Raw genomic sequence first — 25,208 nt, 5'->3', positions numbered from 1 at the left:
CGCCCGTCATAAGAATGGACACAAAAAGTAGGAAATCATCACACTTTTCTGTGGTGTGCGTCACGTAGCCTGGTTGAGGGGGCCTGGTCGGACCGCTTGGTTGGACCGCCGTCATCAGGCGAACAGGGGTGGGAGGCGCCGTGACGTCGTCCAGGACGCGAATCGTGTGAGAAGCGAACAGTGGATGCGAAGCAGGGAGGACTCTCACCACTCCGGTGCGCGGCTCCGTACCAGCCCACTGGGTCGGATCCGCCCCCGGCCGAGCGGATGGGCGAGACCGGAGACGACCTCCGTGATCTGGACAACGGACTGCTGGTGGCCCGGGCCGCTGAAGGTGACGACGACGCCTTCGCCGTACTGGTCCAGCGTCACAGCGGACCGCTGCTGGCACTGGCGTACCACATGCTGGGCAACCTCTCGGACGCCGAGGAGGCGGTCCAGGACGCCCTCATCAGCGCGTGGCGGCGGCTTCCCGAGTTCCGCGGGGACGCCTCGTTCCGCACCTGGATGTACCGCATCGTGACCAACCGATGCCTCAATGTCCGGCGCGGACGGGCCCCTTCCGTGTCCTTGGACGCCGTCTCCGAGCCGGCGGCCCACGATGCCGGTGGCGAACCCGCCCGAGCAGTCGAAAGCGCGGCCGCCGCGGCGGCGCTGACACAAGCGCTCCGGGACCTGCACCCCGCTCAGCGTGCCTGCTGGGTCCTCAGGGAGCTGCACGGGCTGTCGTACGAGGAGATCGCGCACGTGGTGGGCGAGAGCGAACAGACCGTACGCGGCAGGCTGTTCCGGGCACGGCGCACCCTGATGAAGGAGATGGCCTCATGGCGCTAGACGACCCGCGTGCCACGCCCCCGCCCGACGATCCGGCCGCCCGGGAAGCCGACGCGGCACGGCTCATCGGGGACGAAAGGCTGCCCTGCGGGCGCCTGGTGAGCCACGCCTGGGAGCAGGCCCGCGCTGCCGGCGATCAGCCCGACCCTCACATGGACGGCTGCGCGTTCTGTCGGCAGGCGGTCGAGGGGCTGACAGCCCTGGACAGCACCACCCGCACCCTCTGGGCGGAACGCCCCAGCGCCCGCACTGTCGCCGACCGGGTCATGCGCGCGGTACGCGCCGAGGTACGGCTCGGCCGAATGCTGCCCCTGGACGATCCCACACGAGAACTGCGGATCGCGGAGACGGCGGCGGCGAAGGTCCTGCGCCGGGCCGCCGACCGGGTCCCCGGAGTGCGCGCCGCGAGCTGCCGCCTGACCCCTGCCGAGGGGAGCACCAGGGTGACCATCGCCATGACCCTCGCCGTCACTCTCGACCGACCCCTGCCCGGCAGGGCCGCCGAGGTGCGCCGGGCCGTCGCTCATGCCGCTGAGCAAGAGCTCGGCCTGGCCGTCAGCACCATCGACCTGAGAATCGCGTCCGTACTGGAGCCCCTGAAGCCCACGGCCTCCGACGAACCCACGCTGAGAGACGGGAGCGGACGGTGACCGCCGTCCGCACGGCCAGCGTCGAGCGGACCGCCGCCCGAGCGGCGCTGGCCGTCCCCGGGGTGTCCGAACTTCAGCCCAGCCTCCGCCAGTCCCTGGCCGAAGCCGCTACTCGGGTCCGCCGGACCCTCGGCTCCGCCGCGCCGTCCCCCGAGACCGGCATCCACGCCGAACGCGCTCCCCGAACGGGCGCCTGGCACGTCGAAGTCCGCTGTGTGCTCGATGAAGACCGCCGCGCTCTGGACACCGCACGCGACGTTCGCGAAAGCGTCGGATCGGCGGTCGACGCGTATGCGACCCGCCACGGCATACCGGGACCCGTCACCGTCGTCGTCACCGTCACCCGCACCACCGGACACCGCCCGTCACACCATCCCGGGACCACCGCCCCGTGATGCCGCCCCCCCCCGCAGCCCGAAACAGTGACCGAGCCTCGGCCGCCTGCTCGGTCCCAGGCGGCCATCGCGTACGAAGACCGGCATGTCAGAGCTTGCGAAGCCCGCTGAGTACCCTTTCCAGGAGCGTCGTGTCCGGCCGCGCACCGGGCTGACTGGCACTCGGCTCGTGGACGATGACCATTCCTGCCTCTGCCAGGTCGGCCACCAGGATTCGGGCCACGCCGAGCGGCATCTGCAACAGTGCGGAGACTTCGGCCACTGACTTGATCTCACGGCACAGAGCGCAGATGCGCTGATGCTCCGGGAGCAACTCCTGGAGGGCGCTTGGGGCCGCGCTAGTGCTGACCAGCGCCTCGATAGCGAGTTGGTAGCGCGGTTGAGTGCTGCTCCCGGTCATGGCGTAGGGCCGGACCAGCGGCTGTGCGCTTTCCGGTGCTGCGGCTGAGCGGGCGAGGTTCCCCCGGGCGTGCTGCGTGTCCGGCGTTGGGAAGGGTGCGTGCCTCGCCCTTGGCCGTTTCGACCACATGGCGGACGGCCGCTTTGCGCAGCCAGCCCGCCCAGTTGCCCACCGGTGGTTTTGACGGATCGGTGAGGCGGAGCCATGCCTGGGAGAACGCGTGCTGCGCGCCGTCCCAGCCGTCATGCGCCGACCCGCCGGCGGCGAGGGTCGCGGCGTGGAGCACCTTCCGTCCGTACTTGCGGTACAGCGTTTCCCATTCGTCACCGGCCGGACTCACCATGGCCCTCCCCCTGCCAGTCCCACCGCGTGAGGGAGCGGCCTCAGGGCGGGGAACGGTCAACTCCCACTCTGCTATCGCCTTCATGCGCTGGTCCACCGATCGGTAGCGCACCGTTCCGCCCCGCGCCAGCGCGCGTGCCGACTCCGTCATCATCCGAAGACGAGCCCGCTCGCGGACCTTGTACGCCAGCGCCGCCGTCATGGTCCCCGTTGCGCTGGCCAATGCGATGGCCGGCGACAGCCACATCCCGCTCAACTCCGTGCCCCTCCGCCTGTGTCCTTGCTGTTGAACTGTTAGAGCGACGAGGCGGCGAAAACGTCCAGGAGGGTGGGAACCGGGGGACAGCAGTCGGCATCCGCCACTCGGCGGACGTGCTTACGTCAGCTTCGGCGGGCTCCGCGTGGAGCCGATCCACTGCGTGCTCCCATGTCGGCTTCCGGCCTATGGCCGGAGGGCGAGCCATGGGCGTCCGCCAGGTCAGTTGTACGCCGCTCTGCGGATGGTCTTATACCCCGACAGAGGCGGCTCACAGGCTCGTGAGGGCCTGCCCGGTGAGGGCTTGGGCGGTCTGCCGAGTACGGCGATTCTTCGGCCGCTTGCGGCCTCGGTCGTCTCGCCGCTTGCCTCGGTCATCGAGAGTCTCCGTTGTGATTCAGGGGCGTGAAGGTGATCGCGCGGCCGGTGTACGAAGGGGAGAAGCGGCTGAGAGGGATGCGATCGTGCGTCTGGCCCCAGGCCGACGGGTCTCGGAAGAGGATCGTCGGGTCGGGGCCGTCCTCGTAGCCGCGGAGGATGACGAGATGACTGCCTGAACGGCCGTCGTCGGGGAACTGCTCGGTCACCGAAACGACGAGCGGGGCGTCGTCCAGGCGGCCGAGCAGTTCTTCGACGGGCACGGGCTCCGCGAGAGCGGGCACTCCCAGGTCGGTCGCCAGGCTCGCGATCCCCGCATGCAGTGCTCCGTGCGGGGTCAGAACCTCGTGCTTGACCGCGAGCTTCAGGAGTTCCGTCACCGTGGGCGCCTCGTGCCCGTAGGCGAGCAGGATCATCCTCAGCGATGCCAGGCCGCACGCCCGGTTGGACCATTCGGTCCTGTCTCCCAGCGCCCAGCCCCCGTGGAGATCCCACTCGGCGGGGGCGATGAGCTGTCGGCACATGGGAACATCGTGGACGCGCGGCACAGCGGCAGGCTCCTACGGGGAGACGGCAGCCTCCCGCCTCAATGTGGCGCTGGAGAACGCGGGAGCGGGCAGGGGCACATCGTATGGCGGGCGGGCCAGGGCCTTGTGCAGCATCGCCAAGACGACACTCGTGTGCGTGAGCCCGACCATCGCCGCCCCCACCGCGAAGTTGCTGTCACGGGACATGCCCGGCGTGCTGTTGACCTCCAGCACGTACGGCTCGCCGTCCTCGGTGAGGATCGACTCGGTGAGGATCAAGTCGATACGGGCTGAACCGCGCAGCCCGATCCCATCCCACAGGGTCCGGACGTCCCTGGTGATCCTGTCCAGCACATCGGGCGCCGGCTCGGCGGTGCACGGTTACGGTGTCCCTGGAGTCCACGTCGATCTTCGTGTCCGCGTCGTAGAACTCGGCTTCGTTGGCTTCGGTGGCCAGCGGCGGGAAGACGATGACGGAGCCGCCCGGAAGCTCCAGCAGCCCCACGGTCAGCGGCGTGCCGCTCACGTAGTCTTCTACGAGCACGGCCGCGCCCTCGCCGACGGCAGCGTCTGCCAGGGCGCCGGGCAGCTCAGCGGGGTCGTGTACGAGGCTCATGCCCACGCTGGACCCACCGAAGGGCGGCTTGACCATCACGGGGCGGCCCTTCCAGGTCGCCGGGCCACCGGTCCAGACATGCGGCTGCTGAAAGCCATCCTGGAAACGGCCGTTGAGGACGAGCTGATCCGCCGGAATCCCTGCCGTATTCGCGGGTCGGGCAAGGAGTCGGCGGGTGAGCGCCCGATTGCCACCGTGGACCAGGTGGACGCCCTGCCGACGCGATCGGGCCCCGCTGGCGCCTCATGGTCTACATCGCGGCGTACGGACCCGCCCGCCCCGAAGAGCAGGCAGAGATGTGACGGCCTGACGTGGACCTCGAAACGGTCGGTGTGTGGGTGCGCCGGGCCGCTCCCGAGCTGACGACCGGGCGGCGGGTGGTCGGTGACACCAAGTCCGAGGCGGGAAGCGGTTCATCGTGCTGCCCGGCTTCATGCGGAAGGACCGGGAGCGGCATGTGAAGTGGTTCGCGGAGAAGGAACCGAACGACGCATCGGGCACGAGGCAAACGCTTACGAAGGCGCCCGTGTCTTCCCTCATTTTGTAGTGTGGCGTCAGCACAGTGTGGATACGAATGTGCACGGGGGAAGGCATGGTTGGCATCACAGGTAGCCAACTCGGCGGTGTGATCGGGAAGCCGAGGGGCGCGGGTGAATCCGGCGGAGTGAAGTCGGCCCAGAGGACGCGGCGCACCGAGAGCGGACTGCTCGCCTTGCTGAGCAACGTGGAGAATGTAACAACCACCAGGGCCAGCGGCCAGGACAAGGGCCGGTGACCTGAACGGTGGACTACGCGACGCTGAAGGGCCTCAAGCCCAGCGAGTTCGAGGGCGCGGCTGACGGCTACCAAACGATCAGCGACATGGCTGGCCGGGCAAGGCAGGCGCTGGAGCGCCGGATCGCCGCACAGATGCGAGAGTCCCTGGAGGGTGAGGCCGCGACGGCGGCGTGCAACCAGTTACGGAACCTCTCGGAGAACTTCCACTACGTGGAGGTCGAGTGCGGCCTGGTCAGCACCGCTCTGAACGCGCTGGCTTTCGATCTGCGAGCGGCGAAGAAGAAGCTGGACGCGGCAATCGAGGACGCCCAGGCGGAAAAGCTGACGGTGAACGCGGACGGCTCGGTGAGCTATCCGCCTGGTGGCGACAAGGTCGACGGCAAGACGCCCAAGGGCGGCAAGGTCACCGGCAGCGCCAGGGCACACGAGTCCGGTGCCCCCATAGACCCGGGCAACGACGCCAATGACATCGCTGACGCCCTGGACCGGCAAGCCGGGAACCAGCACCCGAACCCGTACTTCAGCCGGGCGATCGAATACGCCGACCGGATCGCCCAGGCTGTCCAGGAAGCGACCGAGGCCGACGAGCGGTGGGCGCCGAAGCTGCGTAAGTTGAAGGCCGACGATGATCTGAACGTCTCTGACAAGGACTGGATCGACACGGACAAGGACACCGTCGGGGTCAGGTCGGGCGCCAAGGACTACCTGGATCACATCAAGCGCCCGCCGGGGGATGGCAGCCCGAAGGAAAACGCCGAATGGTGGAAAAGCCTGTCCCAGGACGAGAAGGACGCCTATATCGCACTTCACTCGAAGGCTGTGGGCGGCATGAACGGGTTGCCCGCCGCCGCCCGCGACGAGGCCAACCGCACTCACCTGGACGTGATGCATGCCAAATACCAGGAGGAGCTGAAGGCTATCCCCGAGGAACCTCTGGTCAAATACAAGACGATTCCCGGCAGCGGAGGTTATCCGGTCCAGGTCTTCACCGACGAATACGCGAAATGGTACTACAAGTACAACGACCGCAGGGACCATCTGAACGCTGCTCTGGATGGCATGGAGGCCATCCAGAAACGTTTTGATGAGACTGGCGGAAAGAAGCACATACCGGAGGCGTATCTACTCGGATTCGACCCGGAGAAGAACGACGGCCGCGTCATCATGGCCACCGGAAACCCGGACACCGCCGATCACACGGCGGTGTATGTGCCGGGCACCAAGACGCACATCGGCAGTATCGGTGGCGATCTCGACCGTGGGGAAAGACTCTGGATGGAGAGCAATAAACTGGATCCCAACTCCAAGGTCTCCACAATCACCTGGTTGGGGTATGATGCGCCGGACGCCATTCCGGACGCACGGCACGACAAATACGCGGCTGCTGCGGCGCCCCATCTCCGTCAGTTCCTCGACGGCAACCGGGCGGCGCATGAGGCGGCGACCGGCGACCATGGCCATACGACCCTCATCGGTCACAGTTACGGCAGCACAGTCATCGGTGATGCCACCAAGTCCCATACCTCCTACGACCCTCATGGCGGTGCCTTGCCCGTTGGCGACATCTTCGCGGCGGGCAGCCCGGGCATGCAGGTGGGGCACGCGTCCGACCTCGGCATCGGGAGCGAACACGTCTGGGCCATGAAGGCCGGCGGTGTTGGGGGAGACGACTGGTGGGTCCGGGAAGGGGGGCGGAAGGTCGGGCTCGGTGGTGACGGGAACATTCCCACCGACCCCGAGTTCGGCGCCCATCTAGTGAAATCAGGTGTCGAGGGTCACGGTGACTACTGGGACGATGAAACCATTGCGCTGCGGAATCAGGCTGCGGTGATCACTGGCAGCTACGACAGGGTTCAATATGATTAAATTGACTTCTGGGAAAGTTTGGTCGGCGCTCTTCGTGATTCCGATCCTCACGTTTATTGCGGGGTGTTCCCAGGTGGGCGATAAAAAGGCTGCGGATAAAGTGGATGTCCGTGATGTCGGCAGTATGGAGAAGAAGACGGAGAAAATGTCCAGCACTATTCTGGACATCATTGGCTTGAGGAAGGCGAAGGTCACCGAGCCGGGTCCGGGGACGCTACCGTGCTCTAAATACGCTGATGATGCGGGAGTGCAGCGCATGCACCATCCCTGGAGCGTCTATGATGTACCTTTCGATGATTTGTCCCGTGGTTTTGAGCGACTTCGTACGGAGCTTCCCAAACACGACTGGAAGATCATCAAGGACGGGCCTGATGGAAGTCCCGCGAAGACGCCGCAGATCGTCGCGAACTTCTCTCGGGACCACTTCTCCGCAGACATCCGACTACTCGATCAGCGCAAGCATCCTGACAAAACGTCATTGATCGAGGTGACGGTCGTCTCCGACTGCTTCCGCGACACAGCGCATGAGTCCCGGGAGTCCAGCTGAGGGTGGGCCCCCGGCCTCCGAAGATGTCCTGTGTCCGCAGACCTCCGCCCTGCGCGTTTCCGCGCCCGACGTCGACCGCGTCGCGGCCCAGGACCCTCAGTTGTTCGGCCAAGCGCTCTACCTCGGCCACGACTTCGTGAGGCAGGCTGCCTACGACGTGCTCGGTATCGGGGTCGTAGTCCCAGGTCTAGTTGTCGCTCACGCGGGGATCTCGTGGTGTGCCAGCTCTGTGATCTGTCGCATCTCGGCGAGTGCGGAGCGCACGGCCTCGCGGTCGGTGGCCTGTTCCGCTTCGGCTTCCAGTTCGCGCAGGCGTGCGGCGCGGGCCGGGTAGCGCTGGATGGCGACGAACTCGCCCCACCACTGCAAGAAGGTACGCAGTGGAGCGATGGTGCTCTGGGTAGCGGCTTGTTCGACCGCGCGGTCGAGGTGCTCGACGAAAGACGGCAGCTGGGCGGGGGTAATCTGGGCGACCGCCGCGCGGAGCGCTGCCGGAGTGAGCGCCGGCATGGGGATCAGGGGTCCGTCGGGGGCAGAAGGCTGTTCGGTCATCGAAGCCTCTCCTGGACGGCGGTTTACGCGATCATCATGAGCCTGGCCGTTGTTGTGGTCGCTGGGTTGAGGCTACGCCCGCGCCTCGTCCCTCACACAACACCCGACCCGTCTCGATCGCTTTGGCCCGAGTGTGATCGCGTTGCGTCGGATCTCGGCGCGTCGTCGCAGGCTGACGGAGACGCCAGCGGTCCCAGGCAACGAAGAAGCCCCGGGCCGCTGGCCTGGGGCTTTGTGTTGGAGCGGGTGACGGGAATCGAACCCGCGCTCTGAGCTTGGGAATCACCGGGTCTGGAGGGCTTGAAACCGTCTCTGACCTGCCGAAACGCACGTTCTGCCGTGCCGAGTGTGGACGCGCCTTGGACCCTGGTTGACCGTGATTCACCGCCCGATCGGGCACGCATCGGGCACGACCTTACTTCCGGATCTAGCTGATCGGTGAACGGTTCGCCCTACGATCGATTTGCCTGCGTTGGCTGGCAGCTGTAGACCAGCAGCACCAGCCCATTGCCGTGGGGTACGCGTTGCGCCGCCCCTGTCGTCGATGTCAATCGAGGATGTCAAGACTCACGATCCAGGCTCGACCGATCCAAGGTGTGCAGGTACGGCTCTCCCTCCAGCGGAATGGGCTGCCCTTCGAGGTGGGCTCGACCGTTGGAAAGGAAGATGCCTCGGGCCCTGGAGACGGCGTTCCAGGCTTCCTCGGCTCTTCGCCGGGCTTCTTCGGCCCCTGGTCGAAGGGCCACCGCATATTCCGCCAGTCGGCGCTCCGCGCGTTGACATTGCGCGTAGATGTCCCAGGCGAGGTCGACGATCTCCATCGGCCCATGCAGTTGAACGATCATCGCTGCGTGGGCCACGTCATCCTGCCTGGAGTCCAGCGTGCTGTAGAGGGCAGGGTCGACCTGTTGCCATTCGGGGCTGATGCCGAAATGGCGACCGTTGATCACGGTTTGTGCGTTTACGAACGTCCGGGAGAACTGGAAAGCCGCTGTCCCCAAATCCGCGTAGGCGGCACACCGCGCCTCCGCCCGGGATAGCTCGTGGCTCTCAGCACCGGCCACCGCTGCCGCCTCGACGGCCGATCGTCCTCCGATGCGGGCTCCGACAAGCGCCGCCAGAGCCCCCACTGCTGCCGCGACTACCGCCGCTATCGCCGCGTCCACGCTCTGCCAGACGCGCGGTGCCCGTCGGACGGTTCCAGGCCCGTGGACGAGCCCTCGGCCTGCGACGGGGAGGCATGCGGGGTCAAAGCAATTTGTGCTGCCAGTCGGCAAAGGTGGCGCGGATCGTGGCGGCTTGGTCGGCGTCGAGATCGTAGGCGGCGAACTGCTTGTCGGTGTACCGCTGGATGCGGGCGAGTGAGTCGGCGAACATGCGGCGGTCGAAGCCTGCGTCGTTCTGGGCGGCGAGATCCATGAGCTGTTCGCGGGTGTAGCCGACCTTCAACAGCCCTGCGACGTCGATGGCGTCGCGGACCTCGGCTCGGGTGAACAGGGCGCTGGTCTTGCCTGCGGCGACGTCGTCGCGGTGGAGTACTGGGCCGAGGTCGGAGTCGACCGGCGTGTGGTGCAGGAATTCAGCGACGAGTTCCACCTTGCTCTGTGTGCCTGAAGCTGGGTCGGTGACGTTCAACCTGGTGTAGGTGGGAGTCAGGTGGACCTGCTCGACGGTGTATCCGGCGGCTTCGTAGGCGGTACTGATCCGCTCTGCGGCCTGCTCCATCTCGCGGCTAGCCCTCTCGAAGGGCGCGAAGAGGTCCACATCGTCACTGACTCGATTGACGATGTGGTGGGCCTGGATGGCGTAGCCGCCCGCGAGTGCGTATCCGTAGTCCTTGGCGAGGGCGTCCAGCCCGATGCGGATCAGTTGTCGGTGCAGCTCGTCCACTAGGCAGCGGCTGTCGTCGTGCTGGACTCGCGGAGTTCTGGGAAGCGGGCTTCCCATGCAGCCCTGACCGGGAGGGGTAGGAACAGGTCGTGCCATACCTGCCGCAGAGATGTCGCGTGCAGGTACGCGTTGAGGTCGTCGCGCGTCTGGGCCTCCCGGATGACGCGCTCGTACAGCAGCCGGAAGTCTGCCTCGTCGGCCAGGTCGTAGATGTAGTGCGGTCCCCAGTCGATGTGGCGCGGCAGCGTGACGCCACCCGTCGTGGGCCCGCCCAGCTCGGCGAGCGACTCCGGCAGTACGTACGGCTTCGCCGCTGCATACCTGCTCATGGATCCAGCATGCCCGATGGGGACTGCCGAGCGCATCGACAGCGCGGATCGGCGCACAGGGAAGTGAACGTGGCCGCCGGACACGCGCGACAGCCATCTGGCACGGAACGGGCACAGAACGCCTAGAGAGGTCTAGACAACAAACAAGGCCCAGGTCGCTGACCTGGGCCTTAAGCGTGGAGCGGGTGACGGGAATCGAACCCGCGCTCTGAGCTTGGGAAGCTCATGTTCTACCATTAAACTACACCCGCGAGAGGGGCCTGATCTTCGGCCGCCGCGTCGTCGGACGACACTTTACCCCATGGCTGACCCCCGGCGCATTCGCCGTGGGGTCTTCGTGCTGTTCGGGGCGGGATCCAGGTCAAGGCGGGGCCAAGACGGCGTCGGATCGGGGTGGTTTCGCGGGGGATTTGGGGTGGATTTTTGGGGTGTGGGTGGGGTGGAAGCGGCTGTTGGGGTGCGGGAGTTGGGCGTACGGTGGGGGTGCGGAGTGCCGCGTGGAGTGGTGTGTGGTTGATCCCCTAATGTGGCTTTTGTCGTCCACGCCGTCCACGTTCTTTGGGGAAGGACTCAATGGAGCGCACCGTCGTCCGTTGTGCTGAAGGGCACGTGTTCAGCACCGCCTCGTTCCCGATGCAGCACCTCACCGTCGACCGCATCGGCCCCGGCCGATTGTTGCGGTGTCCGCGTTGCGCCCGGCTCCGGCACGCGGTGCCGGTGGGCGCCGAGAAGCGGTGAGCGGTAGCCGATGAAGTCGCAGGGTGCGGGCCCGGTCCGGTGGGACCGGGCCTGTGCCGTGGGGGTGGGTCCGATGTGCGTATCCTCTTCGAGTGCTTCTCTCAGACAAGGACATCCGGGCCGAGATCGACGCCGGGCGGGTGCGGATTGATCCGTACGATCCGGCGATGGTGCAGCCGTCGAGTATCGATGTACGGCTGGACCGGTTCTTCCGGGTGTTCGAGAACCACCGCTATCCGCATATCGACCCGGCGGTGGAGCAGCCCGATCTGACGCGGCTCGTGGAGCCCGAGGGTGAGGACGCGTTCATCCTGCACCCCGGGGAGTTCGTGCTGGCCTCGACGTACGAGGTCGTATCGCTGCCGGACGACATCGCCTCGCGGCTCGAGGGGAAGTCGAGTCTGGGGCGGCTGGGGCTGCTGACGCACTCCACGGCGGGGTTCATCGACCCGGGGTTCTCCGGGCATGTCACGCTTGAGTTGTCGAACGTCGCGACGTTGCCGATCAAGCTGTGGCCTGGGATGAAGATCGGGCAGCTGTGCATGTTCCGGCTGACCTCGCCCGCCGAGCATCCTTACGGTTCCGCCCGTTACGGCTCCCGCTATCAGGGGCAGCGCGGGCCGACGCCCTCGCGGTCGTTCCAGAGCTTCCACCGGACGAAGGTGTGAGCGGTATGGGTGAGCAGCGGGAGAACCTCACGTACGAGCGGTTCGGGGTCGCGGTCCGCGAACTGGCGCAGCAGGTCGCCGACGATGGCTACGAGCCCGACATCGTGCTCTCCATAGCCCGCGGCGGGGTCTTCGTGGCCGGCGGGCTGGCGTACGCGCTCGACTGCAAGAACATCCACCTGGTGAACGTGGAGTTCTACACGGGCGTGGGAACCACCCTGGTTGTCCCTCGCAAGAACCGGTGTAGCCATCACCGGGATTCCCTCGGGATGACGTTCGTGGTGTCGAGTAAATCACAGTGTGCTACGCCGTGCCGCCGGTCTCGCGCGATCCCTCGCACGGGGACGCAGTGCCGCACGAAGACCTACGCCCGTGGTGACGCTCGTCGGCGCCCCTGCGGCCGTATCTGACTCACCGAGACCTGCGAGGGACGCCTGATGAGCGACGTACGCGAAAGCCTGACATACGAGAAGTTCGGCGTCGCGGTGCGCGAGCTCGCCCAGACGATCGCCGACGATGGCTTCGAGCCGGACATAATCCTGAGCATCGCGCGCGGCGGCGTATTCGTCGCTGGCGGTCTGGCCTATGCCCTCGACTGTAAAAACATTCACCTTGTGAATGTTGAATTTTACACAGGCGTGGGTCAGACGCTTGAAATGCCTGTTATGTTGGCTCCGGTACCAAATGTGATCGACTTTTCAAATAAGAAGGTATTGATCGCGGACGACGTCGCCGACACGGGCAAGACGCTCAAGCTCGTGCGCGACTTCTGCCTCGACACGGTCGCCGAGGTGCGGTCTGCCGTGATCTATGAGAAGCCGGACAGCCTTGTGAAGTGCGAGTACGTGTGGAAGCGCACGGATAAGTGGATTAACTTCCCGTGGTCAGTCGACGAGCCTGTCGTACGTCGCGAGGGGCAAGTTCTGGACGCCTGAGATGTGAATGCGCCCGCCAGCCCTCAAGACGGAGGGCGGCGGGCGCAGGTATCAGGGCGGCCTTACCGCTTCTGTAAGACCTCGGCGAGCTCGGGAATCTGCTGCTTCGGGAAGTGCAGCAGGGCGGAGTCGGAGAACCCGTCTGGTTCGAGCGGGACATTCATCCGCCAAGAACCAGGGCGCCAGGGATGGCGGACGCGGTCGCCGAACGTCGAGGTCTCGGCGAGCATCGCCACGAAGCGCATGGCGTCCGGGATCGGGAGTTTCAGCAGGGCCCATCCGCGGTGGTACTCGATGAACGGGTCGCCGCCGTATCCGAGCGGGGTGTCGCGCTTCGCGCGTACGCCGGCGGTCGCTTCGCCTACGTCCTGGCAGCATCCGCTCGTCGCATATCCGAGGCGCCAGAGATCGCGGACGGTGGGGATCATCGCCTCGTCGATCTGGACGCGCTCGCCGGCGGGTGTTGTGAGTGTCTCGCACGGGTGAATGGTCGGATCGATCGGCATCGGTGCCCTCGTCAGTCTCGGCGGTATGTGGCCCACTGCTGCGCGGCGTCAGCGAGCGATCGTTTCCATGCCACATCGGGGGAGTCTGCGGCGATGCCGTTCCAGAGGCGTTGCTGCGCGGTGGCGAACACGTCGAGTGCGCGGGCCGGTGCGGTGGACCATGCGGGGGTCTTGGCGGCCCACAGCTCGGCGTCTGCGGGTGTATGGCCGGCGGAGACGAGCCATACCACCCAACAGGCCGCGTCGATCCATGCGGCGCCGCGGGTGGGCCATGCCCAGTCGACGATGCGGGCGACATTGTCGACGATCAAGACGTTATCCGGAGTCCAGTCGGTGTGCAGCACCGTGTTGCCGCGCAGCAGCTCGGCGTCGTCGGGGCTGTCGACATAGTCGGCGAGCCGCTGTTCGATCTGTTTCAGCTCGACGTCGGCGGGGGCGCTCACTCCGGAAAGCGTGATGATCGCCTCGGCGACGAGAGACAGGTCGTCACTGCCTGGGCTGTAGGCGGCGGGGCGGCCGTCGAGGTGCTCGAATCCGAGCAGGTGCCACTCGCCATCGTTGATCACCCACAGCAGGCGGGGGGCGAGGGGAGCGACGTGTAGGTTAATAGCGGTCTCGCGCTGCTGTGTCCACGCGCGGGGGTGATCGCAGCGCAAGCCCTTGACGAAGACGCGGCCGGTGCGGGTGTCGAGGGTGGCGGCGATTTCGCTATTCAGGCCCTTGTCAGCGGTCGCCGCTGCGTGGATAGGGCCGGTACGGGCGGCGACGGCGTCGCGGGTGTGGGCGGGTAGGTCGTCCCAATGCATTCTCATGGTCACCACGGCGGGAGTGTAGGGGCTCGGGCATGACCGAGGCCGCCCGCGCGGTGCGGGCGGCCTCGGCGGGGTGCGGCTTAGTACGGGTTGTCGTTACCGCAGCCGCGCATCACCTCGTTGCCGGCGACTTCGTCGAGGTCGTCGACGAGCTCGATCTCGTCGTCGACCACGTGCCGAGGGGTGATCTCTACGGCGCGAGTCGTCTGGCGCTGCGGGGTGATCTCCGCGGCGCCTGCTGTCTGGCGCTGCGGGGTGCTCTCTACAGCGAGTGCTGTCATGGGTGTACCTCCTCTCAGGCGTGTTGGCAGTAGCGGTCCAGGGACGAGCCGGCCTTGCGGTACAGGGTCACGAGCGGCATGCACGTGGTGCACGTCTTCTGGAGAGTGCAGCCACTGCACCCGCTGTGACGTTGTAGCGCTCGGTCGGCGATGTCCCCGAGCCGGGACAGTCCCGCGACCCCCTCTTTCAGGAGTGGAATCGGATGGTCGCGGGAGACTTTGCAGACGCTCGCCATGTCGAAGGCGCTCACGTTCAATGACGTGTGGCCGGCGTCGCATCCGGTAAAGGGGGTCCGGTTGTGCAGGTATTCGGGGGCCTGCTGCGCGAGGGGTTCGGAGTCACCGGCGAAGCTCGGCGACATGTGGCTGTACTCGCGGACACGCGAGGCGAAACGCGCGGCCAGGTCGCGCATGGCGGGGGCCTCGTGGGCGTTTTCGCGTGTGATGACCACGCTCAGGGAGAGGGGCAGCTTCGCCTCGCGCGCAGCGGCCAACCCGCGCATGAACTTCTTGAAGGCCCCGCGGCGGTTGGTGAATCCGTCGAACGTTCGCTCAGTGGCTCCGTAGACGCTGAGCGTCAAGCGATAAGGGCGGCGCGTAGTGAGTAGGTCCAGCATGTGCGGCCGGAACAGGGTGGACCCGTTCGTCAGTACCTCGACCATCATGCCGAGGTCATAGGCGAGCGCGTACGTCTCCGGAAAGTGTTGGTCAATGGTGCACTCACCCCCGCCGAGCTCAACCCAGACAATGCCTGCGTCTCGGAGGATGTGCAGCAGCTTCTCACGGGCCGCCCATGCGAGGCCCTCGTGCCGTTTGGCGCCGTACACGCAGTGGTCGCACGCCCAGTTGCACCCGTTGTTCAACTCGTAGGAGGCCCGGCCGTGCCCGTACGGTGCCGGGTCGCGAATCAGCAGGGCCTCGCCTGCCGGTCTGCCGTCGAGGTCGAGTCCCCATCGCTGGCGCGCGGCCTTGCGCAGCCACTCGGGCACGGGTGCGCCCGCTGTCGCGACCTGGCGTAACTCTAAGTAGTGGTGCGCCCTAACCTTCACTCCGCGGGAGTCTCCCGGGCGCAGAACGAGGTGCTCGTCGAGAAACGGGCTAACGATCAGATCGTGCGTGGGCGCGAGCATGGTTCCCCCATGTCAGCGTGAGCAGGGTCAAGGTATGCAGCGTGAGGCGATCGGGCGCCCACCGGCGCCACACGGCCTCGAACTCGCGGTCGGAACTCGGGAAGGGGAGCGCGGGCGCGACTCTGCTTGCCCATGCGCGTACGGCGAGGTCGCCGTGCGGGTAGATCGAGTGATCGCTCGTGACGTCGGCGGCTACCACTGCGGCCGTTGTGGCACCGATGCTGCGGACGGCGGCAAGTTCCTGCACGAGGGTTTCGGGCGCGAGCTGCTGCCAGCGATCGGCCTGCGCGACGTACGCCTCGGCAGCCGAGCGCAGGGCGTCGCGGCTGGCGGCTGCGCCGACTGCCGCGAACCCCTCGTCGGACAGGGCGAGGACGTGCTCGGGGCTTGGTACGAGTGCCATCGGGCCGGCGAAGGTTTCGACGGTTCGCCCGAACGCGGCGTAGAAGGCCCGATGGGTCTTCCGCGCCCGTTCAACCTGCACGGCCTGTTGCAGTAGCGCGGTTGTGATGGCGTCCCATAGCGATGGGTTGGTGAGCCGCTGCACAGTGCCGAGCCGAGTCAACGCGTCGACGAGTGGCTGCACTTCATCGCCGTAGGGCAGGTGGATCGGTGACGTGTAAGCGACTGGCGGGGCGTCAGTATTGCCGCTTTCCGCTGGGCGCATGATCAGGCACTCATCGGACCAACGAACCGCCCACGCAGAGCCGTTGTGTTCGACGACGCGTAGAGGTTCGCCGTCCGAGGTTTTGTGCCACCCGAGGTGTTCGGTTATGAGCGTCGTACTCATGCGCTCTGCCCTTCGCGCGGGCACTCGGCGGGGCAGACGTACGTGAGCGCTCGCGGAATGGCCGGGAGCCCGGTCGACAAGGTCGCCCCTGGTGAGGCTGTAGCCGATCGGCGAGTGTGCATACCGCTCTCCTCCCGTAGCGTCATGATTGCCCCGCCTGCCAGGGCGGGAGCAACCTCCGGTCCCTCTCGACGGCTCGCGAGCAGGGAGAGTTACAGCGCCGTTAGGCCACGATTTTTGCGGAATCGTGCCTGTGGTGGCGGCGCAGAGTGACGCTAGCGCCACGTCAGGCGAGGTGGCAAGGGTGCCCCGTGGCATACATGGAAAGTGGCATATGCAAGCGCCCCCGTCCGGCTGGACGGGGGCGCGACTTGTACCTCGCGAGCGCTAGCTGACGAGGTGGTCGAACTCGCCGTTCTTCACGCCGAGGATGAAGGCGGCGAGCTTTTCGGGTGTGGTCTTGACGATGACGCTGGGGTCGTCGCTCTCCCGTAGGAGGATGTCACCGGCAACCTTGGCTGTTTCGAGGCACTGCTCACCGCCGCCGCCGGAGAAGCTCGACTTCTGCCAATTTATTTCGCTGCTCATTACCTGACTCTCACAGTTCTCTTGCGACGTGGTGAATGAAACTTCGTGATTCTTCCGGCGTGAGTGCCGCCTGCTCGGCAAAGCCGAGCATGGTGCGATACCGGTCGAGGTCCGCGGCTGCGTCAAGGTAACGGCCGCCGAACGGCGTATCGATATGAACGGTGTCGAGCTGCGGTACGACTCCACTCGCGTACATCACTGTCTGTGTTACCTCGATAAAGTCGTCGCTCGTGAACGGGATGACTCGGAGGATCAGGCCGGGGCGCTCGGAAACGGACAGGATGTATTCGAGCTGCGCGCGGGCAACTTTTCGTCCGCCTACGCGCATCCGTAGTGCCGCCTCGTGCACGATCGTCTCGAATTGCGGCGGCGAATCGCCCTCCAGGATCGCCCGCCGTTTCATGCGGTGTTCGACGCGGGCCTGTACCTCTTCGTCGGGGAGTCGCGGAATGGCACCCGCGAACAGAGCGTGCGCGTAGTCCTCAGTCTGGAGGATGCCGGGGAACGTGACGGGTTGCAGGCAGCGTAGGTGAGTGGCGTGGTGCTCAAGCTCGGCGATGTCAAGGAATCCGGGGGCGAGGACGCCCCGGTAGCTGTCCCACCAGTGCTGTCCCCGATGCTCACGCGCTATGGCGCACAGAGCCTCGATGAGGGGCTCGTCGTCGCAGGCGTAGAAGACGGCAAGTCGGCGGATGCGGTCCGCGCTGACCCCGATCCGCCCTGCCTCGATGTGGCTGATCTTGGCTTGATCGGTCGAAACCATTCCTGCCGCCTCTCGGGCGGTCTTGCCCGCACGCTCGCGCAGTTTGCGTAGCTCGCCCCCAAGTCGAGCTTGGCGGGCCGTTGGGTTATCCCTCGGCGGCATGTCACCTTCCCCTGTCTGCGCCCAGTGTCGCGCGTAACGGTGTCACGGGTCCACCCAGCGTAGCCAGAACTGAGCGCCTACCTTGCCACGTGGCATACATGCCCCCTATGGTCCTGGCAGCACCGCGCAGCACGCCGGGAAGACCCGAAGTGCAGCCATCTGCACGCCCGTTGGGCGCTCCGGAGGGTGGTCCGAGCCACGGACGGCTATGCAGCAGCGGCGCTCACGTCCGCGTTGGGAGACACAAGACATGAGCACAGTAGAAGTCGAAAGGCCGGCTGTTCGAGACTCATTCCGCCTCAGCGTCCCGAATGACCTGTCGGCCCCGAAGATTGCCCGCGATATGGTCGCTTATCTGCTCGTTCTCACCGGGCACTCGAACGTCGCAGACACGGCGCGAATCCTGGTGAGTGAAGTGGTGACGAACGTGCATCAGCACACCACCACGCTCACCGTTCACATTGACGTCTCAGTCAAACCGGCCCGCGTTTCGGTGGCCGTATGGGACGACAAGCCACATACGTGCCCCGTGGTACGCACTGTTAGCAGCCACGAAGAACGCGGCCGAGGTCTGCGCCTCGTCACGGAATTGTCGGCTGCGTGGGGCGTCGCCTGGTCGGATGACCCGAACCAGAAGAGTAAGCGCGTCTGGTTCTCGCTCACCGAGCCGAACCGAGAGGGGACTGCGGCGTGAGCGGCGGCCGTCCACGAATCTCGGTGTCGCACGTCGGCGGCGAACTGCCGATCTGGCTCCACTTCCAGGGCCTCAAGAGCTTTGAGGAACTGTCCACCGAACAGGCGCGGCACTTGGTGTTCGACTTAGCCGAGGTCCTCGGCTTACGCGCCTACGATCCCGCGCTGCTCGGAGAGGAAGCCGAATGAGTCTCGCCGACCGAACGTTCTGGGGAATCCTGATAATCGCTGTCAGCGTCCCCCTGCTGGCCTTGCTGATCATGTGGGCCATGTTGCCGAACCCGCACCGTGGGTTCACACCCCCGCCGCTCGACCGGGATGGGTTCACCTACTCCTGTTACTGCTGGCAGGACCGCGTACGCGTCACGATCCTGGCTGACCCCCTGCCACGAGGTAGGCACGCGCGGCGTGCGCGTGCCCCGTTGTACCACCGCATCCGCTCGAATTCGTCTCCCAACGCGAGGGCGGACGGCGGCCGGAAGGGGGAGGCAGTTCCCGTGCCCGCGGCTGCCTGAGCACGCGTGCGCGGTGATCCCCCTGAGAGGGCCCTCGGCGACTCTGCGGCCGTCGAGGGCCCTCTCGCATCACCAACAACGACAAAGGCGCCCCCTCTACCGGCATGGAAGCCGGTAGAGGGGGCGCAGCGCGTCAGGGGGTGTCGTTGGTGAGGTGGCGAGTGCGCTCGTCGACGCGGTCGACGGCATCCCGCAGGCTTGTCCCGCTGTTCGGGTGCAGCTCGTGTTCTACGGCGGCGAGCTGCTGCTCGATGGCGTCGAGTCGTTGCATGACGCCGGGGCGAGATGGGACGCCGGGGCGAGCTGGCGTGCCCTGCCAGTCGTCGGCGAGGTCGCCGAGTCGTTCGGCGAGGCGTCGCGCGCCGCGGCTTGCTCGGTAGAGCAGGCCGGAGGCACCCCCGACGGCGGCGATGGCGCCGCACCAGACGACGGCGAGGTCGACGCCGGGGATTCCTGTGGTCACGGGCGGGGGGCCTCCTCGTCGACCAGGCCGAGGCCGACGCGGTCGAGGATGGCCTCGACCGCGGGCAGGGCCATGACGCGGGCGAGGCCACCCGCGACGGCGAGTGCACCGGCCACCCATGGCAGGGCGGCCGGGATGCCGGACGCGTCGACGATGGCGGGCAGGGCGACGGCGAACGCGACGGCGCCCTGAAGAAGGGTGCGTATGGTGCGCTTGTTGGCGGCGGTCATGGGGGGCTCTCCTGTTCGTGAGGGGGGTCAGTTGCCGTAGGCGAGGCGGTGCAGGTAGGCCCAGCCGCGGGGGCCGATGGCCGGGTCGGTCTTCTTGCCGGCGGCGCGGTAGCTCGGGTGCGCGTTGTGGAAGCGAACGACGGCGGCCTGCGTGGCGGGTCCGTAGTGGTCCGACTCCTTGACGCTCTTGGGCATGAATCCGCATGCCTTGAGAGCGCGCTGCAACCCCTTGGCCGAGGGCTTCGACTTCCCCGGGGCGAGGCCGGCCGGGAACGCCGGCGGGGTGTACGGCGTGGTCGGCGAGGTGGTGCTGCCGGTGGCCCATCGGCGTAGGGCGGCCCGATCCGCGAACTTCCCGACGTTGGTGTCGAGCGGCCGGTCGGTGTACTGGTGGAAGGTCCATGCGGCCGTGATGCGCGGACGGGCGGCGGTCACGTAGTCGGCGATCCACAGGGCATCGCCGGCGTTGCCGGTGGTGTCGCGCCGCTTCCAGTAGTCGAGGTTGCAGTACAGGCCGACGCGGTGTGTCGCGCCGCGCAGGCGCTTGACCTCGGCAAGGAACGCATCCTTATCCGCGCAGCTCACGCCCGGGTCTTCCCAGTCGGCGAACAGCGGGTCGCCCTTGACGCTCGCTGCCTTCTCGACGAAATACGCGGCTTGCGCCTTCATGCTGCCCGGGCGAAGGAAGTGATAGAAGCCAACGACCAGGCCGGCCGCGCGGGCGTGCGCGACCTGATCGCGCATCTTCGGGTTGACGTACGAGGTGCCTTCGGTGGCCTTGACGAACACGAAGTCGAGGCCGGACGTGCTGAACGTGGCGGACTGGTAGGACGAGACGTCAATGCCCTTGACGGTCACGGTGGGTGTCTCCAGACATGAAAAATGCCCCTGCCGGTTGGCGAGGGGCGTACGGGTGGGAGCGGGTTATGCGAGGGCGGCCCAGTACCGATTGGCGCCGTTTTCCATTGATGCGAGGGTGATGGATGCGGGGGCTGTGGCGGCGCCGGTCGAGTAGACGCCGAAGCGGCGGACAGCTGTGTATCCGAAGACGTTCGGCGGGGCGCCGGCGCCGGATTCGGCGGCGAGCAGCAGTGGGCCGTCGCCAGTCGTGGTGTTGTACTGCAACCGCCACGCGACGTAATAGACGCCGGCGGGGGCGGAGTAGGCGGCGGTGAGTGGCGAGGTGATCGTCGCGCCGCCGGCGGTGTGGACTTCGGCCGGTTCGTAGGCGGCGGTCGACATGTCGCCGGTCGCCGCGACGCGGGCACCGCTGCTGTTGTAGATGGCGGCCCATGATCCGGTGAGCAGGCCGCCGGCGTAGCCGGTGGCGAACCACACGATGCGGGTCAGCGTCGCGGGCACGCGCAGGATGACGGCGGTGACCCGTATGGGGCCGCTGCCGGGGTACAGGCCGGTCGACTGGCCGAGGGCGGGGTCGAATGCCCATCCTGCGAGGCCGTGATCGGAGGGTAGCCACTCGCCGCCGCCGAGGGCGTCCACGTATGACTTTCGGGCGAGGTGGTTGTCGGTGGTCGGCGCGGCGGTGGACGACGGGACGTTCGAAAAGGTCTTCGCGCCGCTGATGGTCTGTGCGCCGGTGAGCAGAACGGCGGCGGTGGTGAGCGGGTACCGGGCGTCGGCCGCGGCCTGTGTGAGTGCGCCTACGTCCGCGGCCGTGAGGTTGACGATGCCGGTGTACCCGTTGACGGATGCGACGGCGCCGCCGGATGACGCCGGGAGCTGCGCGTCCGGAACCTTTCCGGACGCGTCGAGCTGCGCCACGCCGCCGGCGGCGCCGGCCGCGGTCGAGGGGATCGCCCCGACGTCGCCGGCGGCGAGGATGACGTCGGCCTGCGACTGGCCGTTGACGGACTGGACGAGACCGGGTGCCCCGTCCCGGCCGGGGGTGCCCTGCTCGCCGCGGGGGCCGGCCTCGCCGGCCGGGCCGACCAGGGAGGCGAGCCACTGCTCGCGGGTGCCGGGGAATCCGGCCGCGACGGCGACGGCGTACGCGTCGGCTCCTGGTGCGCCCGTGGCGCCGGTGTCGCCCTTGACGCCGGCAGGGCCGACCAGAGAGGCGAGCCACTCGGCGACGGTGCCGACGAATCCCTGCTCGACCGCCACCTCGTACGCCGAGTCGCCCCTGACTGCCACGTAATTGGGCTTGCCGGGGTCGGTGGGGGCGAGGTCGGCGAGGTCGGCCGCAGGGTGCTCGGCCGGCAGCAGGATGGCGTACGAGCGGTTCGAGGTGACGCCGGCGAGCTGCTCGGTCACGACGTAGGCCCATCCGTCGGGGTCCATGTCGGGGGCGTTGGTGGCGGGCAGGACGACGGAGATTGCGCCCGTGGCGTCGAGCTGGGCGACGACGGGGCCGCCGAGGATCACGTCGGCGTCGGGGAAGGTCAGAACGGCCGGCGCGCGGAATGTCACGCTGCCGGTAAGGGGGGTGCCGTCCGGCAGGAGGTATCGGCCGGTGACTTTCACGGTGGGGATGGACTCGGGCAGCACGTGCCGCGGCTCCTTATTCGTCGATGGGGTGCAGACCGGGCTCAGCGACCGGTGCCGGCGGTGCCGGCTCGGGCTCGGGGAAGGGGACCGGTGCGGGGAAGGGGGGAGGCTGCACGGGGGCCTCGACGCCCTGTCCGGGGCCGTCGTCCACGGCCACTCGGGCGGCGAACGTCCCGGGTGCGGCGGTGGGTGGCTCGGGCACGTCCGACGCTGCGTAGGTGCGGCGGGTGTATCCGCCGAGGCAGTTGCAGAGCACGCCATCGGTACCGGACTTCTGCCGGGCCTGGATGCGCACGAACACGAGCTGCTCGAACTCGGCGCGGTCGAGGGAGAAGGTGTACCAGGCTGTTTTGTAGACAGGGGACGTCGCCGACGAGGGGGCCGAGACCGAATCGGTGTCGATGTCCGTCCACCCTGATTCGCTGGCGAGGCGGTACTGCACCTTGACCTCGCACGTGCTGCCAGGGGCGGCGGCGAATTCGAGCTGCACTGTCGCGACCGGGTTGTGCGCCTGAACCGAGGCGAACCAGCAGTTTTGAAATGAACTGCTGGTGATGGACTCGCCCCCGAGGGGGAGCGGCTGAAACGGCATGGGCAGGGCAGGTGATCCGATGCCGCGGCCGGAGGTGGTGTCATCGCCGAGCACGATGTGCCCGGTGCGGTCCCAGATGCTCACGGCCTGCGTGCCGGCGCCGCCTGTCTGCGCGGACGGGCTCGCTCGGATGGTGAACGCCGTTGTTCCGTCCTCGCGCTGCATGATGACGCCCTGCTGTGGGGTGCCGTCGGGGTGGTTCCAGAACGGACCGAACTGGCCGACACCGAACAGGCCGGTTCCGTCGGGGGCGAGGACTTCCAGTGATCCGCCCTCGGCGATGGTCACGCGGCCGTTGGTGATCCTGTTGAGGGCGGGCCGCATCTGCGCGCGGCCGGAGAGTTCGCGCACCTGTCTTTCGAGGGCGCGTATGCGGTCGAGGATGTCCTGCGGGATTGCTGCCACTTACGCGGCCTCCAGATACAGGCGGGCCGACTCGGGCCGGCCGCGTTCGGGTGGGGTGATGGCGAGGCCGACGACGCGATACCGGGCGTCAAGCGGGGTGGGGTGCCACAGATCCCGGATGCGGACGCGTACGGTCGAGCCGAGCATCGCGGGGGAGATGGGCGCGCGGGTCATGTCGAGGGTGATCTCGGGGATGACGGTCCCGGCCCGGGCGGCGGCGAGGTCCGCGGCGGCGTGCGCGTCGAGGGTGGCCTGCTGCTCGACGGTCGAGTAATCGCTGCTGCCGTCCAGTCGCGGCCATCCGACAGCGATGTCCTGCTCGGCGAGCTGGAGCGTGGACATGAGGGGGACGCTGTCGGCGGTCTGGTTGGTGTTGTTCGTCGCGCCCCTGCTCTGCCACGCGTTCGCCCGGACCGTGGCGTCAACGGGCCACGAGTACGAAGTGATCGGGCCCGGGTAGTCGAGGACGACGTCGGCGTGCCCGGTGCGGATCGTGGGCGTGCCGAGCTGCAACTGCTTCACGCGGCGGCCGTCGGCGTCCCGGTACGAGGCGATGCGCCACTCGAAACCGTCCTCGACGGCGCCGAGCTGGTCGAGCAGGTCCCGGACGACGGGCAGGTCGTACCGGCTGTACTGTCGCTCGCGCAGGGTGCCCGACACGTCAGTCGGGTACTCGATACCGAGGTCGCCGCCGGGAGTGTTCTGCACGTAGTCGAGCAGGCCGCGGACGATGTCGTACTGATCGGTTGGCGCGGTGGTGGCGAGGGTGTCGTACAGCAGCCGGTGCGAGAGGTAGGTGTCCCATGTGCCGGCCTGTATCTGGACGCCGAGGAATCCGCGGCCGGACGTGGCAACGCTCGCGGTCCACAGGATTCCGCCCCACCACAGATCGTGCCCCCGCTCGACCCATACGGCCGTGCGGCCGGGCTGGATGGCGGCCCGGGCCCGCGCGGCGACCGCGGCATTCGGAATCGGGATCGTGCCGGACATGGCGCCGGCCTTGCCTATGTAGTCGTCGAGGGCGAGCTGCTGCACGGGAAGCGAGTCGATGACCTGATCAGTACGTAGGTCGCACAGCAGCAGCCGGTACGCCGGGGAGATCACGCGCACCCCCCCGTCAGACATGGTGGTACGTCGCCGACGTCCGGATGTTCCGGTCATTGCGCAGGGCTCCCTCGCCCGACCACGTGCGCAGCGACAGAGCGCCGGCTGTGGTCAGGCGCATGGTGCCCTCGCCGAAGCCATCCGAGGCGGACAGCTCGAAGTCGGCGGGCGGGCGCCATCCCGAGGGCACGGTGCCGACTACCTCGTCGTTGATGTTGCCCGCGGCCCCGACGTCGAGCTGCGCGTCCTTGCGGACGACTTCGAGGACGATCGTTGCGAGGCCGTTCGAGCGGCGCGCGCTGTAGCTGTTGAGCGTGTAGCCACTGGCGATGCTGAACCCTGTGGTCACGGCCTCCACCGCGAGGGGCGGCCGGTAGGTCTCCCACATCGCCGCGGTGGCGTTCCAGCGTTCGAGAATGCCGGCGTTGTCGCGGTACTGGCCGTCGTAGGCGCCTGCCCAGTTCGACCCCCAGCCGCGCGGCACGATGCCGCCGTACGCGCTGGTGTAGCGGCGCCGGTCGGCGAGGGCCGTTGCCCAGTTGATACCCCCGGTGCCGGCGGACGCGCCGGCCGGAACGGAGATGGACCACAGACGCAGGCACGCCGGGGGCAGGGCCGGTTCGACGGGGGACGGGTCCGGTTCGCCGACGAGTAGCTCGGCGGTCACGGCCGTCTGTCCCTCGGAGTCGAACAGGCCGTCGTACACCCGCAGCACGAGCGAGTCGACGCGGGGATTTTGAGCGTCTCCGTCGGTGACGGTGAGCGTCTCCGGGGCGGTCACGGCGACGGGGTACGCGCCCTGTGCAGTGGTGCCCTGCACCAGGGCGCGGCCGATGCCGAGCTGCACCTGCATGGGGCCGGCGCTGGTCGCCATGAGAGGGGCGCCGCCGGCTATCACTCCGTCGCGGGTGGTCAGCTCGCCCTCAGGCGCCATCGTGCCGAGCGGGGCGAGTCGGGTGTCGGTGCGGGTCTGCCCGGCCGGCGGGCCGGTGAGCAGCCATGCGGCGCGCACGGTCACGGCGGCGC

31 protein-coding genes, 1 tRNA gene and 2 pseudogenes are annotated in these 25,208 nt (G+C 67.5%); 11 read left to right on the top strand and 23 right to left on the bottom strand.

Going from position 1 to position 25,208, the window contains the following annotated elements; translation table 11 throughout:
* Positions 1-267 precede the first annotated feature (267 nt).
* The 3 genes from NQU54_RS12565 to NQU54_RS12555 are packed head-to-tail and all read left to right on the top strand — an operon-like array spanning position 268 to position 1,879.
* A complete protein-coding gene (locus NQU54_RS12565) occupies positions 268-834 on the top strand; it encodes an RNA polymerase sigma factor (RefSeq protein WP_093463396.1) in 567 nt (188 codons plus the stop codon).
* Positions 825-1,484 (top strand): Asp23/Gls24 family envelope stress response protein, encoded by a 660-nt coding sequence (locus NQU54_RS12560; RefSeq protein ID WP_257631116.1) that lies wholly within the window; start codon positions 825-827, stop codon positions 1,482-1,484. The genes NQU54_RS12565 and NQU54_RS12560 overlap by 10 nt, the downstream gene beginning before the upstream one ends.
* Entirely contained in the window at positions 1,481-1,879 is a 399-nt protein-coding gene (locus tag NQU54_RS12555; protein ID WP_257631115.1) for an Asp23/Gls24 family envelope stress response protein, read from the top strand. The genes NQU54_RS12560 and NQU54_RS12555 overlap by 4 nt, the downstream gene beginning before the upstream one ends.
* A gap of 88 nt (positions 1,880-1,967) precedes the next feature.
* On the opposite strand, the gene NQU54_RS12550 is transcribed toward NQU54_RS12555, so the two are convergent.
* From NQU54_RS12550 to NQU54_RS12535, 4 genes and pseudogenes are all read right to left on the bottom strand, one after another.
* Positions 1,968-2,408: a DUF742 domain-containing protein gene (locus tag NQU54_RS12550; protein ID WP_257631114.1), complete on the bottom strand. Its 441-nt coding sequence runs from the start codon at positions 2,406-2,408 to the stop codon at positions 1,968-1,970.
* Between the two features lie 843 nt (positions 2,409-3,251).
* Positions 3,252-3,779, bottom strand: coding sequence for a cysteine peptidase family C39 domain-containing protein (locus tag NQU54_RS12545; protein ID WP_257631113.1), 528 nt, complete (start codon positions 3,777-3,779; stop codon positions 3,252-3,254).
* Positions 3,780-3,815: 36 nt separating this feature from the next.
* Complete coding sequence (locus tag NQU54_RS12540; protein ID WP_257631112.1) at positions 3,816-4,136, bottom strand: D-alanine--D-alanine ligase family protein; 321 nt, start codon at positions 4,134-4,136, stop codon at positions 3,816-3,818.
* Between the two features lie 91 nt (positions 4,137-4,227).
* Positions 4,228-4,398, bottom strand: a pseudogene (locus tag NQU54_RS12535) (D-alanine--D-alanine ligase family protein); the annotation flags it as partial.
* Between the two features lie 81 nt (positions 4,399-4,479).
* Here NQU54_RS12535 and NQU54_RS12530 point away from each other — a divergent pair.
* From NQU54_RS12530 to NQU54_RS12520, 3 genes and pseudogenes are all read left to right on the top strand, one after another.
* Positions 4,480-4,885 (top strand): annotated as a pseudogene (locus NQU54_RS12530) (tyrosine-type recombinase/integrase); the annotation flags it as partial.
* Between the two features lie 296 nt (positions 4,886-5,181).
* The gene (locus tag NQU54_RS12525; protein WP_257631111.1) at positions 5,182-7,041 is read left to right on the top strand and encodes an alpha/beta hydrolase; all 1,860 of its coding nucleotides are present in this window, start codon (positions 5,182-5,184) and stop codon (positions 7,039-7,041) included.
* Positions 7,034-7,588: a hypothetical protein gene (locus NQU54_RS12520; RefSeq protein WP_146055594.1), complete on the top strand. Its 555-nt coding sequence runs from the start codon at positions 7,034-7,036 to the stop codon at positions 7,586-7,588. Before NQU54_RS12525 ends, NQU54_RS12520 begins: the two co-directional genes overlap by 8 nt.
* 198 nt (positions 7,589-7,786) lie before the next feature.
* On the opposite strand, the gene NQU54_RS12515 is transcribed toward NQU54_RS12520, so the two are convergent.
* The 5 genes from NQU54_RS12515 to NQU54_RS12495 all read right to left on the bottom strand — a co-directional run bounded on the left by NQU54_RS12515 (position 7,787) and on the right by NQU54_RS12495 (position 10,610).
* On the bottom strand, positions 7,787-8,140 hold the full coding sequence (locus NQU54_RS12515) for a DUF6247 family protein (RefSeq protein ID WP_257631110.1): 354 nt from the start codon (positions 8,138-8,140) through the stop codon (positions 7,787-7,789).
* Between the two features lie 560 nt (positions 8,141-8,700).
* Positions 8,701-9,306, bottom strand: coding sequence for a hypothetical protein (locus tag NQU54_RS12510; protein ID WP_257631109.1), 606 nt, complete (start codon positions 9,304-9,306; stop codon positions 8,701-8,703).
* Positions 9,307-9,388: 82 nt separating this feature from the next.
* Positions 9,389-10,030 carry a nucleotidyl transferase AbiEii/AbiGii toxin family protein gene (locus NQU54_RS12505; protein ID WP_257631108.1) on the bottom strand — a complete coding sequence of 214 codons (642 nt, stop codon included), beginning with the start codon at positions 10,028-10,030 and terminating at the stop codon, positions 9,389-9,391.
* Positions 10,030-10,359, bottom strand: a complete 330-nt coding sequence (locus tag NQU54_RS12500) for a hypothetical protein (RefSeq protein WP_257631107.1) — start codon at positions 10,357-10,359, stop codon at positions 10,030-10,032. The genes NQU54_RS12505 and NQU54_RS12500 overlap by 1 nt, the downstream gene beginning before the upstream one ends.
* 177 nt (positions 10,360-10,536) lie before the next feature.
* A tRNA-Gly gene (locus tag NQU54_RS12495) sits at positions 10,537-10,610 on the bottom strand.
* Positions 10,611-11,189: 579 nt separating this feature from the next.
* Here NQU54_RS12495 and dcd point away from each other — a divergent pair.
* Genes dcd through NQU54_RS12480 form a run of 3 tightly spaced genes read left to right on the top strand, consistent with a single transcriptional unit; the run spans position 11,190 to position 12,700 of the window.
* Positions 11,190-11,765: a dCTP deaminase gene (gene dcd / locus NQU54_RS12490; RefSeq protein ID WP_020869751.1), complete on the top strand. Its 576-nt coding sequence runs from the start codon at positions 11,190-11,192 to the stop codon at positions 11,763-11,765.
* A gap of 5 nt (positions 11,766-11,770) precedes the next feature.
* Positions 11,771-12,175, top strand: a complete 405-nt coding sequence (locus NQU54_RS12485; RefSeq protein WP_257631106.1) for a phosphoribosyltransferase — start codon at positions 11,771-11,773, stop codon at positions 12,173-12,175.
* A gap of 27 nt (positions 12,176-12,202) precedes the next feature.
* Positions 12,203-12,700, top strand: coding sequence for a phosphoribosyltransferase (locus NQU54_RS12480; protein ID WP_257631105.1), 498 nt, complete (start codon positions 12,203-12,205; stop codon positions 12,698-12,700).
* A gap of 62 nt (positions 12,701-12,762) precedes the next feature.
* Here the strand turns inward: NQU54_RS12480 and NQU54_RS12475 are convergent, their stop codons facing one another.
* The 7 genes from NQU54_RS12475 to NQU54_RS12445 all read right to left on the bottom strand — a co-directional run bounded on the left by NQU54_RS12475 (position 12,763) and on the right by NQU54_RS12445 (position 17,672).
* The gene (locus NQU54_RS12475) at positions 12,763-13,206 is read right to left on the bottom strand and encodes a hypothetical protein (protein ID WP_257631104.1); all 444 of its coding nucleotides are present in this window, start codon (positions 13,204-13,206) and stop codon (positions 12,763-12,765) included.
* 11 nt (positions 13,207-13,217) lie between these two features.
* Entirely contained in the window at positions 13,218-14,018 is an 801-nt protein-coding gene (locus tag NQU54_RS12470) for an aminoglycoside phosphotransferase (protein WP_257631149.1), read from the bottom strand.
* 80 nt (positions 14,019-14,098) lie between these two features.
* A complete protein-coding gene (locus NQU54_RS12465) occupies positions 14,099-14,299 on the bottom strand; it encodes a hypothetical protein (RefSeq protein ID WP_257631103.1) in 201 nt (66 codons plus the stop codon).
* A gap of 14 nt (positions 14,300-14,313) precedes the next feature.
* Positions 14,314-15,429 carry a radical SAM protein gene (locus NQU54_RS12460; protein ID WP_257631102.1) on the bottom strand — a complete coding sequence of 372 codons (1,116 nt, stop codon included), beginning with the start codon at positions 15,427-15,429 and terminating at the stop codon, positions 14,314-14,316.
* A complete protein-coding gene (locus tag NQU54_RS12455) occupies positions 15,398-16,219 on the bottom strand; it encodes a DNA glycosylase family protein (RefSeq protein WP_257631101.1) in 822 nt (273 codons plus the stop codon). Before NQU54_RS12455 ends, NQU54_RS12460 begins: the two co-directional genes overlap by 32 nt.
* 387 nt (positions 16,220-16,606) lie before the next feature.
* Positions 16,607-16,807, bottom strand: a complete 201-nt coding sequence (locus NQU54_RS12450; protein WP_257631100.1) for a DUF397 domain-containing protein — start codon at positions 16,805-16,807, stop codon at positions 16,607-16,609.
* A gap of 10 nt (positions 16,808-16,817) precedes the next feature.
* Positions 16,818-17,672, bottom strand: coding sequence for a helix-turn-helix domain-containing protein (locus NQU54_RS12445; protein ID WP_257631099.1), 855 nt, complete (start codon positions 17,670-17,672; stop codon positions 16,818-16,820).
* A 250-nt stretch (positions 17,673-17,922) separates the two neighbouring features.
* On the opposite strand from NQU54_RS12445, the gene NQU54_RS12440 reads away from it, so the two are divergent.
* Entirely contained in the window at positions 17,923-18,366 is a 444-nt protein-coding gene (locus NQU54_RS12440) for an ATP-binding protein (RefSeq protein ID WP_257631098.1), read from the top strand.
* Positions 18,363-18,554: a hypothetical protein gene (locus NQU54_RS12435; protein WP_257631097.1), complete on the top strand. Its 192-nt coding sequence runs from the start codon at positions 18,363-18,365 to the stop codon at positions 18,552-18,554. Before NQU54_RS12440 ends, NQU54_RS12435 begins: the two co-directional genes overlap by 4 nt.
* Before the next feature lie 459 nt (positions 18,555-19,013).
* Here the strand turns inward: NQU54_RS12435 and NQU54_RS12430 are convergent, their stop codons facing one another.
* The 7 genes from NQU54_RS12430 to NQU54_RS12400 all read right to left on the bottom strand — a co-directional run bounded on the left by NQU54_RS12430 (position 19,014) and on the right by NQU54_RS12400 (position 25,200).
* Positions 19,014-19,343, bottom strand: coding sequence for a hypothetical protein (locus NQU54_RS12430; protein WP_086882431.1), 330 nt, complete (start codon positions 19,341-19,343; stop codon positions 19,014-19,016).
* Entirely contained in the window at positions 19,340-19,573 is a 234-nt protein-coding gene (locus tag NQU54_RS12425) for a hypothetical protein (protein WP_257631096.1), read from the bottom strand. The genes NQU54_RS12430 and NQU54_RS12425 overlap by 4 nt, the downstream gene beginning before the upstream one ends.
* Before the next feature lie 27 nt (positions 19,574-19,600).
* Positions 19,601-20,431, bottom strand: coding sequence for a GH25 family lysozyme (locus NQU54_RS12420; RefSeq protein WP_257631095.1), 831 nt, complete (start codon positions 20,429-20,431; stop codon positions 19,601-19,603).
* 66 nt (positions 20,432-20,497) lie between these two features.
* Positions 20,498-22,081: a collagen-like triple helix repeat-containing protein gene (locus tag NQU54_RS12415; RefSeq protein ID WP_257631094.1), complete on the bottom strand. Its 1,584-nt coding sequence runs from the start codon at positions 22,079-22,081 to the stop codon at positions 20,498-20,500.
* 13 nt (positions 22,082-22,094) lie between these two features.
* Positions 22,095-23,078, bottom strand: a complete 984-nt coding sequence (locus NQU54_RS12410) for a hypothetical protein (RefSeq protein WP_257631093.1) — start codon at positions 23,076-23,078, stop codon at positions 22,095-22,097.
* Positions 23,079-24,203 (bottom strand): hypothetical protein, encoded by a 1,125-nt coding sequence (locus NQU54_RS12405; protein ID WP_257631092.1) that lies wholly within the window; start codon positions 24,201-24,203, stop codon positions 23,079-23,081. It abuts the gene before it with no gap.
* Positions 24,196-25,200 carry a hypothetical protein gene (locus NQU54_RS12400; protein WP_257631091.1) on the bottom strand — a complete coding sequence of 335 codons (1,005 nt, stop codon included), beginning with the start codon at positions 25,198-25,200 and terminating at the stop codon, positions 24,196-24,198. The genes NQU54_RS12405 and NQU54_RS12400 overlap by 8 nt, the downstream gene beginning before the upstream one ends.
* Between the last annotated feature and the right edge of the window lie 8 nt (positions 25,201-25,208).

The organism is Streptomyces malaysiensis subsp. samsunensis, assembly GCF_024519315.1.
Lineage (GTDB): Bacteria > Actinomycetota > Actinomycetes > Streptomycetales > Streptomycetaceae > Streptomyces > Streptomyces malaysiensis.
The sequence above is the reverse complement of the archived record's forward strand: the minus strand, read 5'-3'. Positions and strand labels throughout refer to the sequence as shown.

Bases quoted from the DNA above. Each gene is read 5' to 3' on its own strand.
- NQU54_RS12565 (WP_093463396.1), top strand. From the start codon at position 268: ATGGGCGAGACCGGAGACGACCTCCGTGATCTGGACAACGGACTGCTG.
- NQU54_RS12515 (WP_257631110.1), bottom strand. From the start codon at position 8,140: ATGACCGAACAGCCTTCTGCCCCCGACGGACCCCTGATCCCCATGCCG.
- NQU54_RS12405 (WP_257631092.1), bottom strand. From the start codon at position 24,203: ATGTCTGACGGGGGGGTGCGCGTGATCTCCCCGGCGTACCGGCTGCTG.
- NQU54_RS12500 (WP_257631107.1), bottom strand. From the start codon at position 10,359: ATGAGCAGGTATGCAGCGGCGAAGCCGTACGTACTGCCGGAGTCGCTC.
- NQU54_RS12550 (WP_257631114.1), bottom strand. From the start codon at position 2,408: ATGTGGTCGAAACGGCCAAGGGCGAGGCACGCACCCTTCCCAACGCCG.
- NQU54_RS12460 (WP_257631102.1), bottom strand. From the start codon at position 15,429: ATGCTCGCGCCCACGCACGATCTGATCGTTAGCCCGTTTCTCGACGAG.
- NQU54_RS12560 (WP_257631116.1), top strand. From the start codon at position 825: ATGGCGCTAGACGACCCGCGTGCCACGCCCCCGCCCGACGATCCGGCC.
- NQU54_RS12425 (WP_257631096.1), bottom strand. From the start codon at position 19,573: ATGACCGCCGCCAACAAGCGCACCATACGCACCCTTCTTCAGGGCGCC.
- NQU54_RS12475 (WP_257631104.1), bottom strand. From the start codon at position 13,206: ATGCCGATCGATCCGACCATTCACCCGTGCGAGACACTCACAACACCC.
- NQU54_RS12480 (WP_257631105.1), top strand. From the start codon at position 12,203: ATGAGCGACGTACGCGAAAGCCTGACATACGAGAAGTTCGGCGTCGCG.
- NQU54_RS12470 (WP_257631149.1), bottom strand. From the start codon at position 14,018: ATGAGAATGCATTGGGACGACCTACCCGCCCACACCCGCGACGCCGTC.
- NQU54_RS12485 (WP_257631106.1), top strand. From the start codon at position 11,771: ATGGGTGAGCAGCGGGAGAACCTCACGTACGAGCGGTTCGGGGTCGCG.
- NQU54_RS12440 (WP_257631098.1), top strand. From the start codon at position 17,923: ATGAGCACAGTAGAAGTCGAAAGGCCGGCTGTTCGAGACTCATTCCGC.
- NQU54_RS12450 (WP_257631100.1), bottom strand. From the start codon at position 16,807: ATGAGCAGCGAAATAAATTGGCAGAAGTCGAGCTTCTCCGGCGGCGGC.
- NQU54_RS12520 (WP_146055594.1), top strand. From the start codon at position 7,034: ATGATTAAATTGACTTCTGGGAAAGTTTGGTCGGCGCTCTTCGTGATT.
- NQU54_RS12545 (WP_257631113.1), bottom strand. From the start codon at position 3,779: ATGTGCCGACAGCTCATCGCCCCCGCCGAGTGGGATCTCCACGGGGGC.
- NQU54_RS12445 (WP_257631099.1), bottom strand. From the start codon at position 17,672: ATGCCGCCGAGGGATAACCCAACGGCCCGCCAAGCTCGACTTGGGGGC.
- NQU54_RS12465 (WP_257631103.1), bottom strand. From the start codon at position 14,299: ATGACAGCACTCGCTGTAGAGAGCACCCCGCAGCGCCAGACAGCAGGC.
- NQU54_RS12455 (WP_257631101.1), bottom strand. From the start codon at position 16,219: ATGAGTACGACGCTCATAACCGAACACCTCGGGTGGCACAAAACCTCG.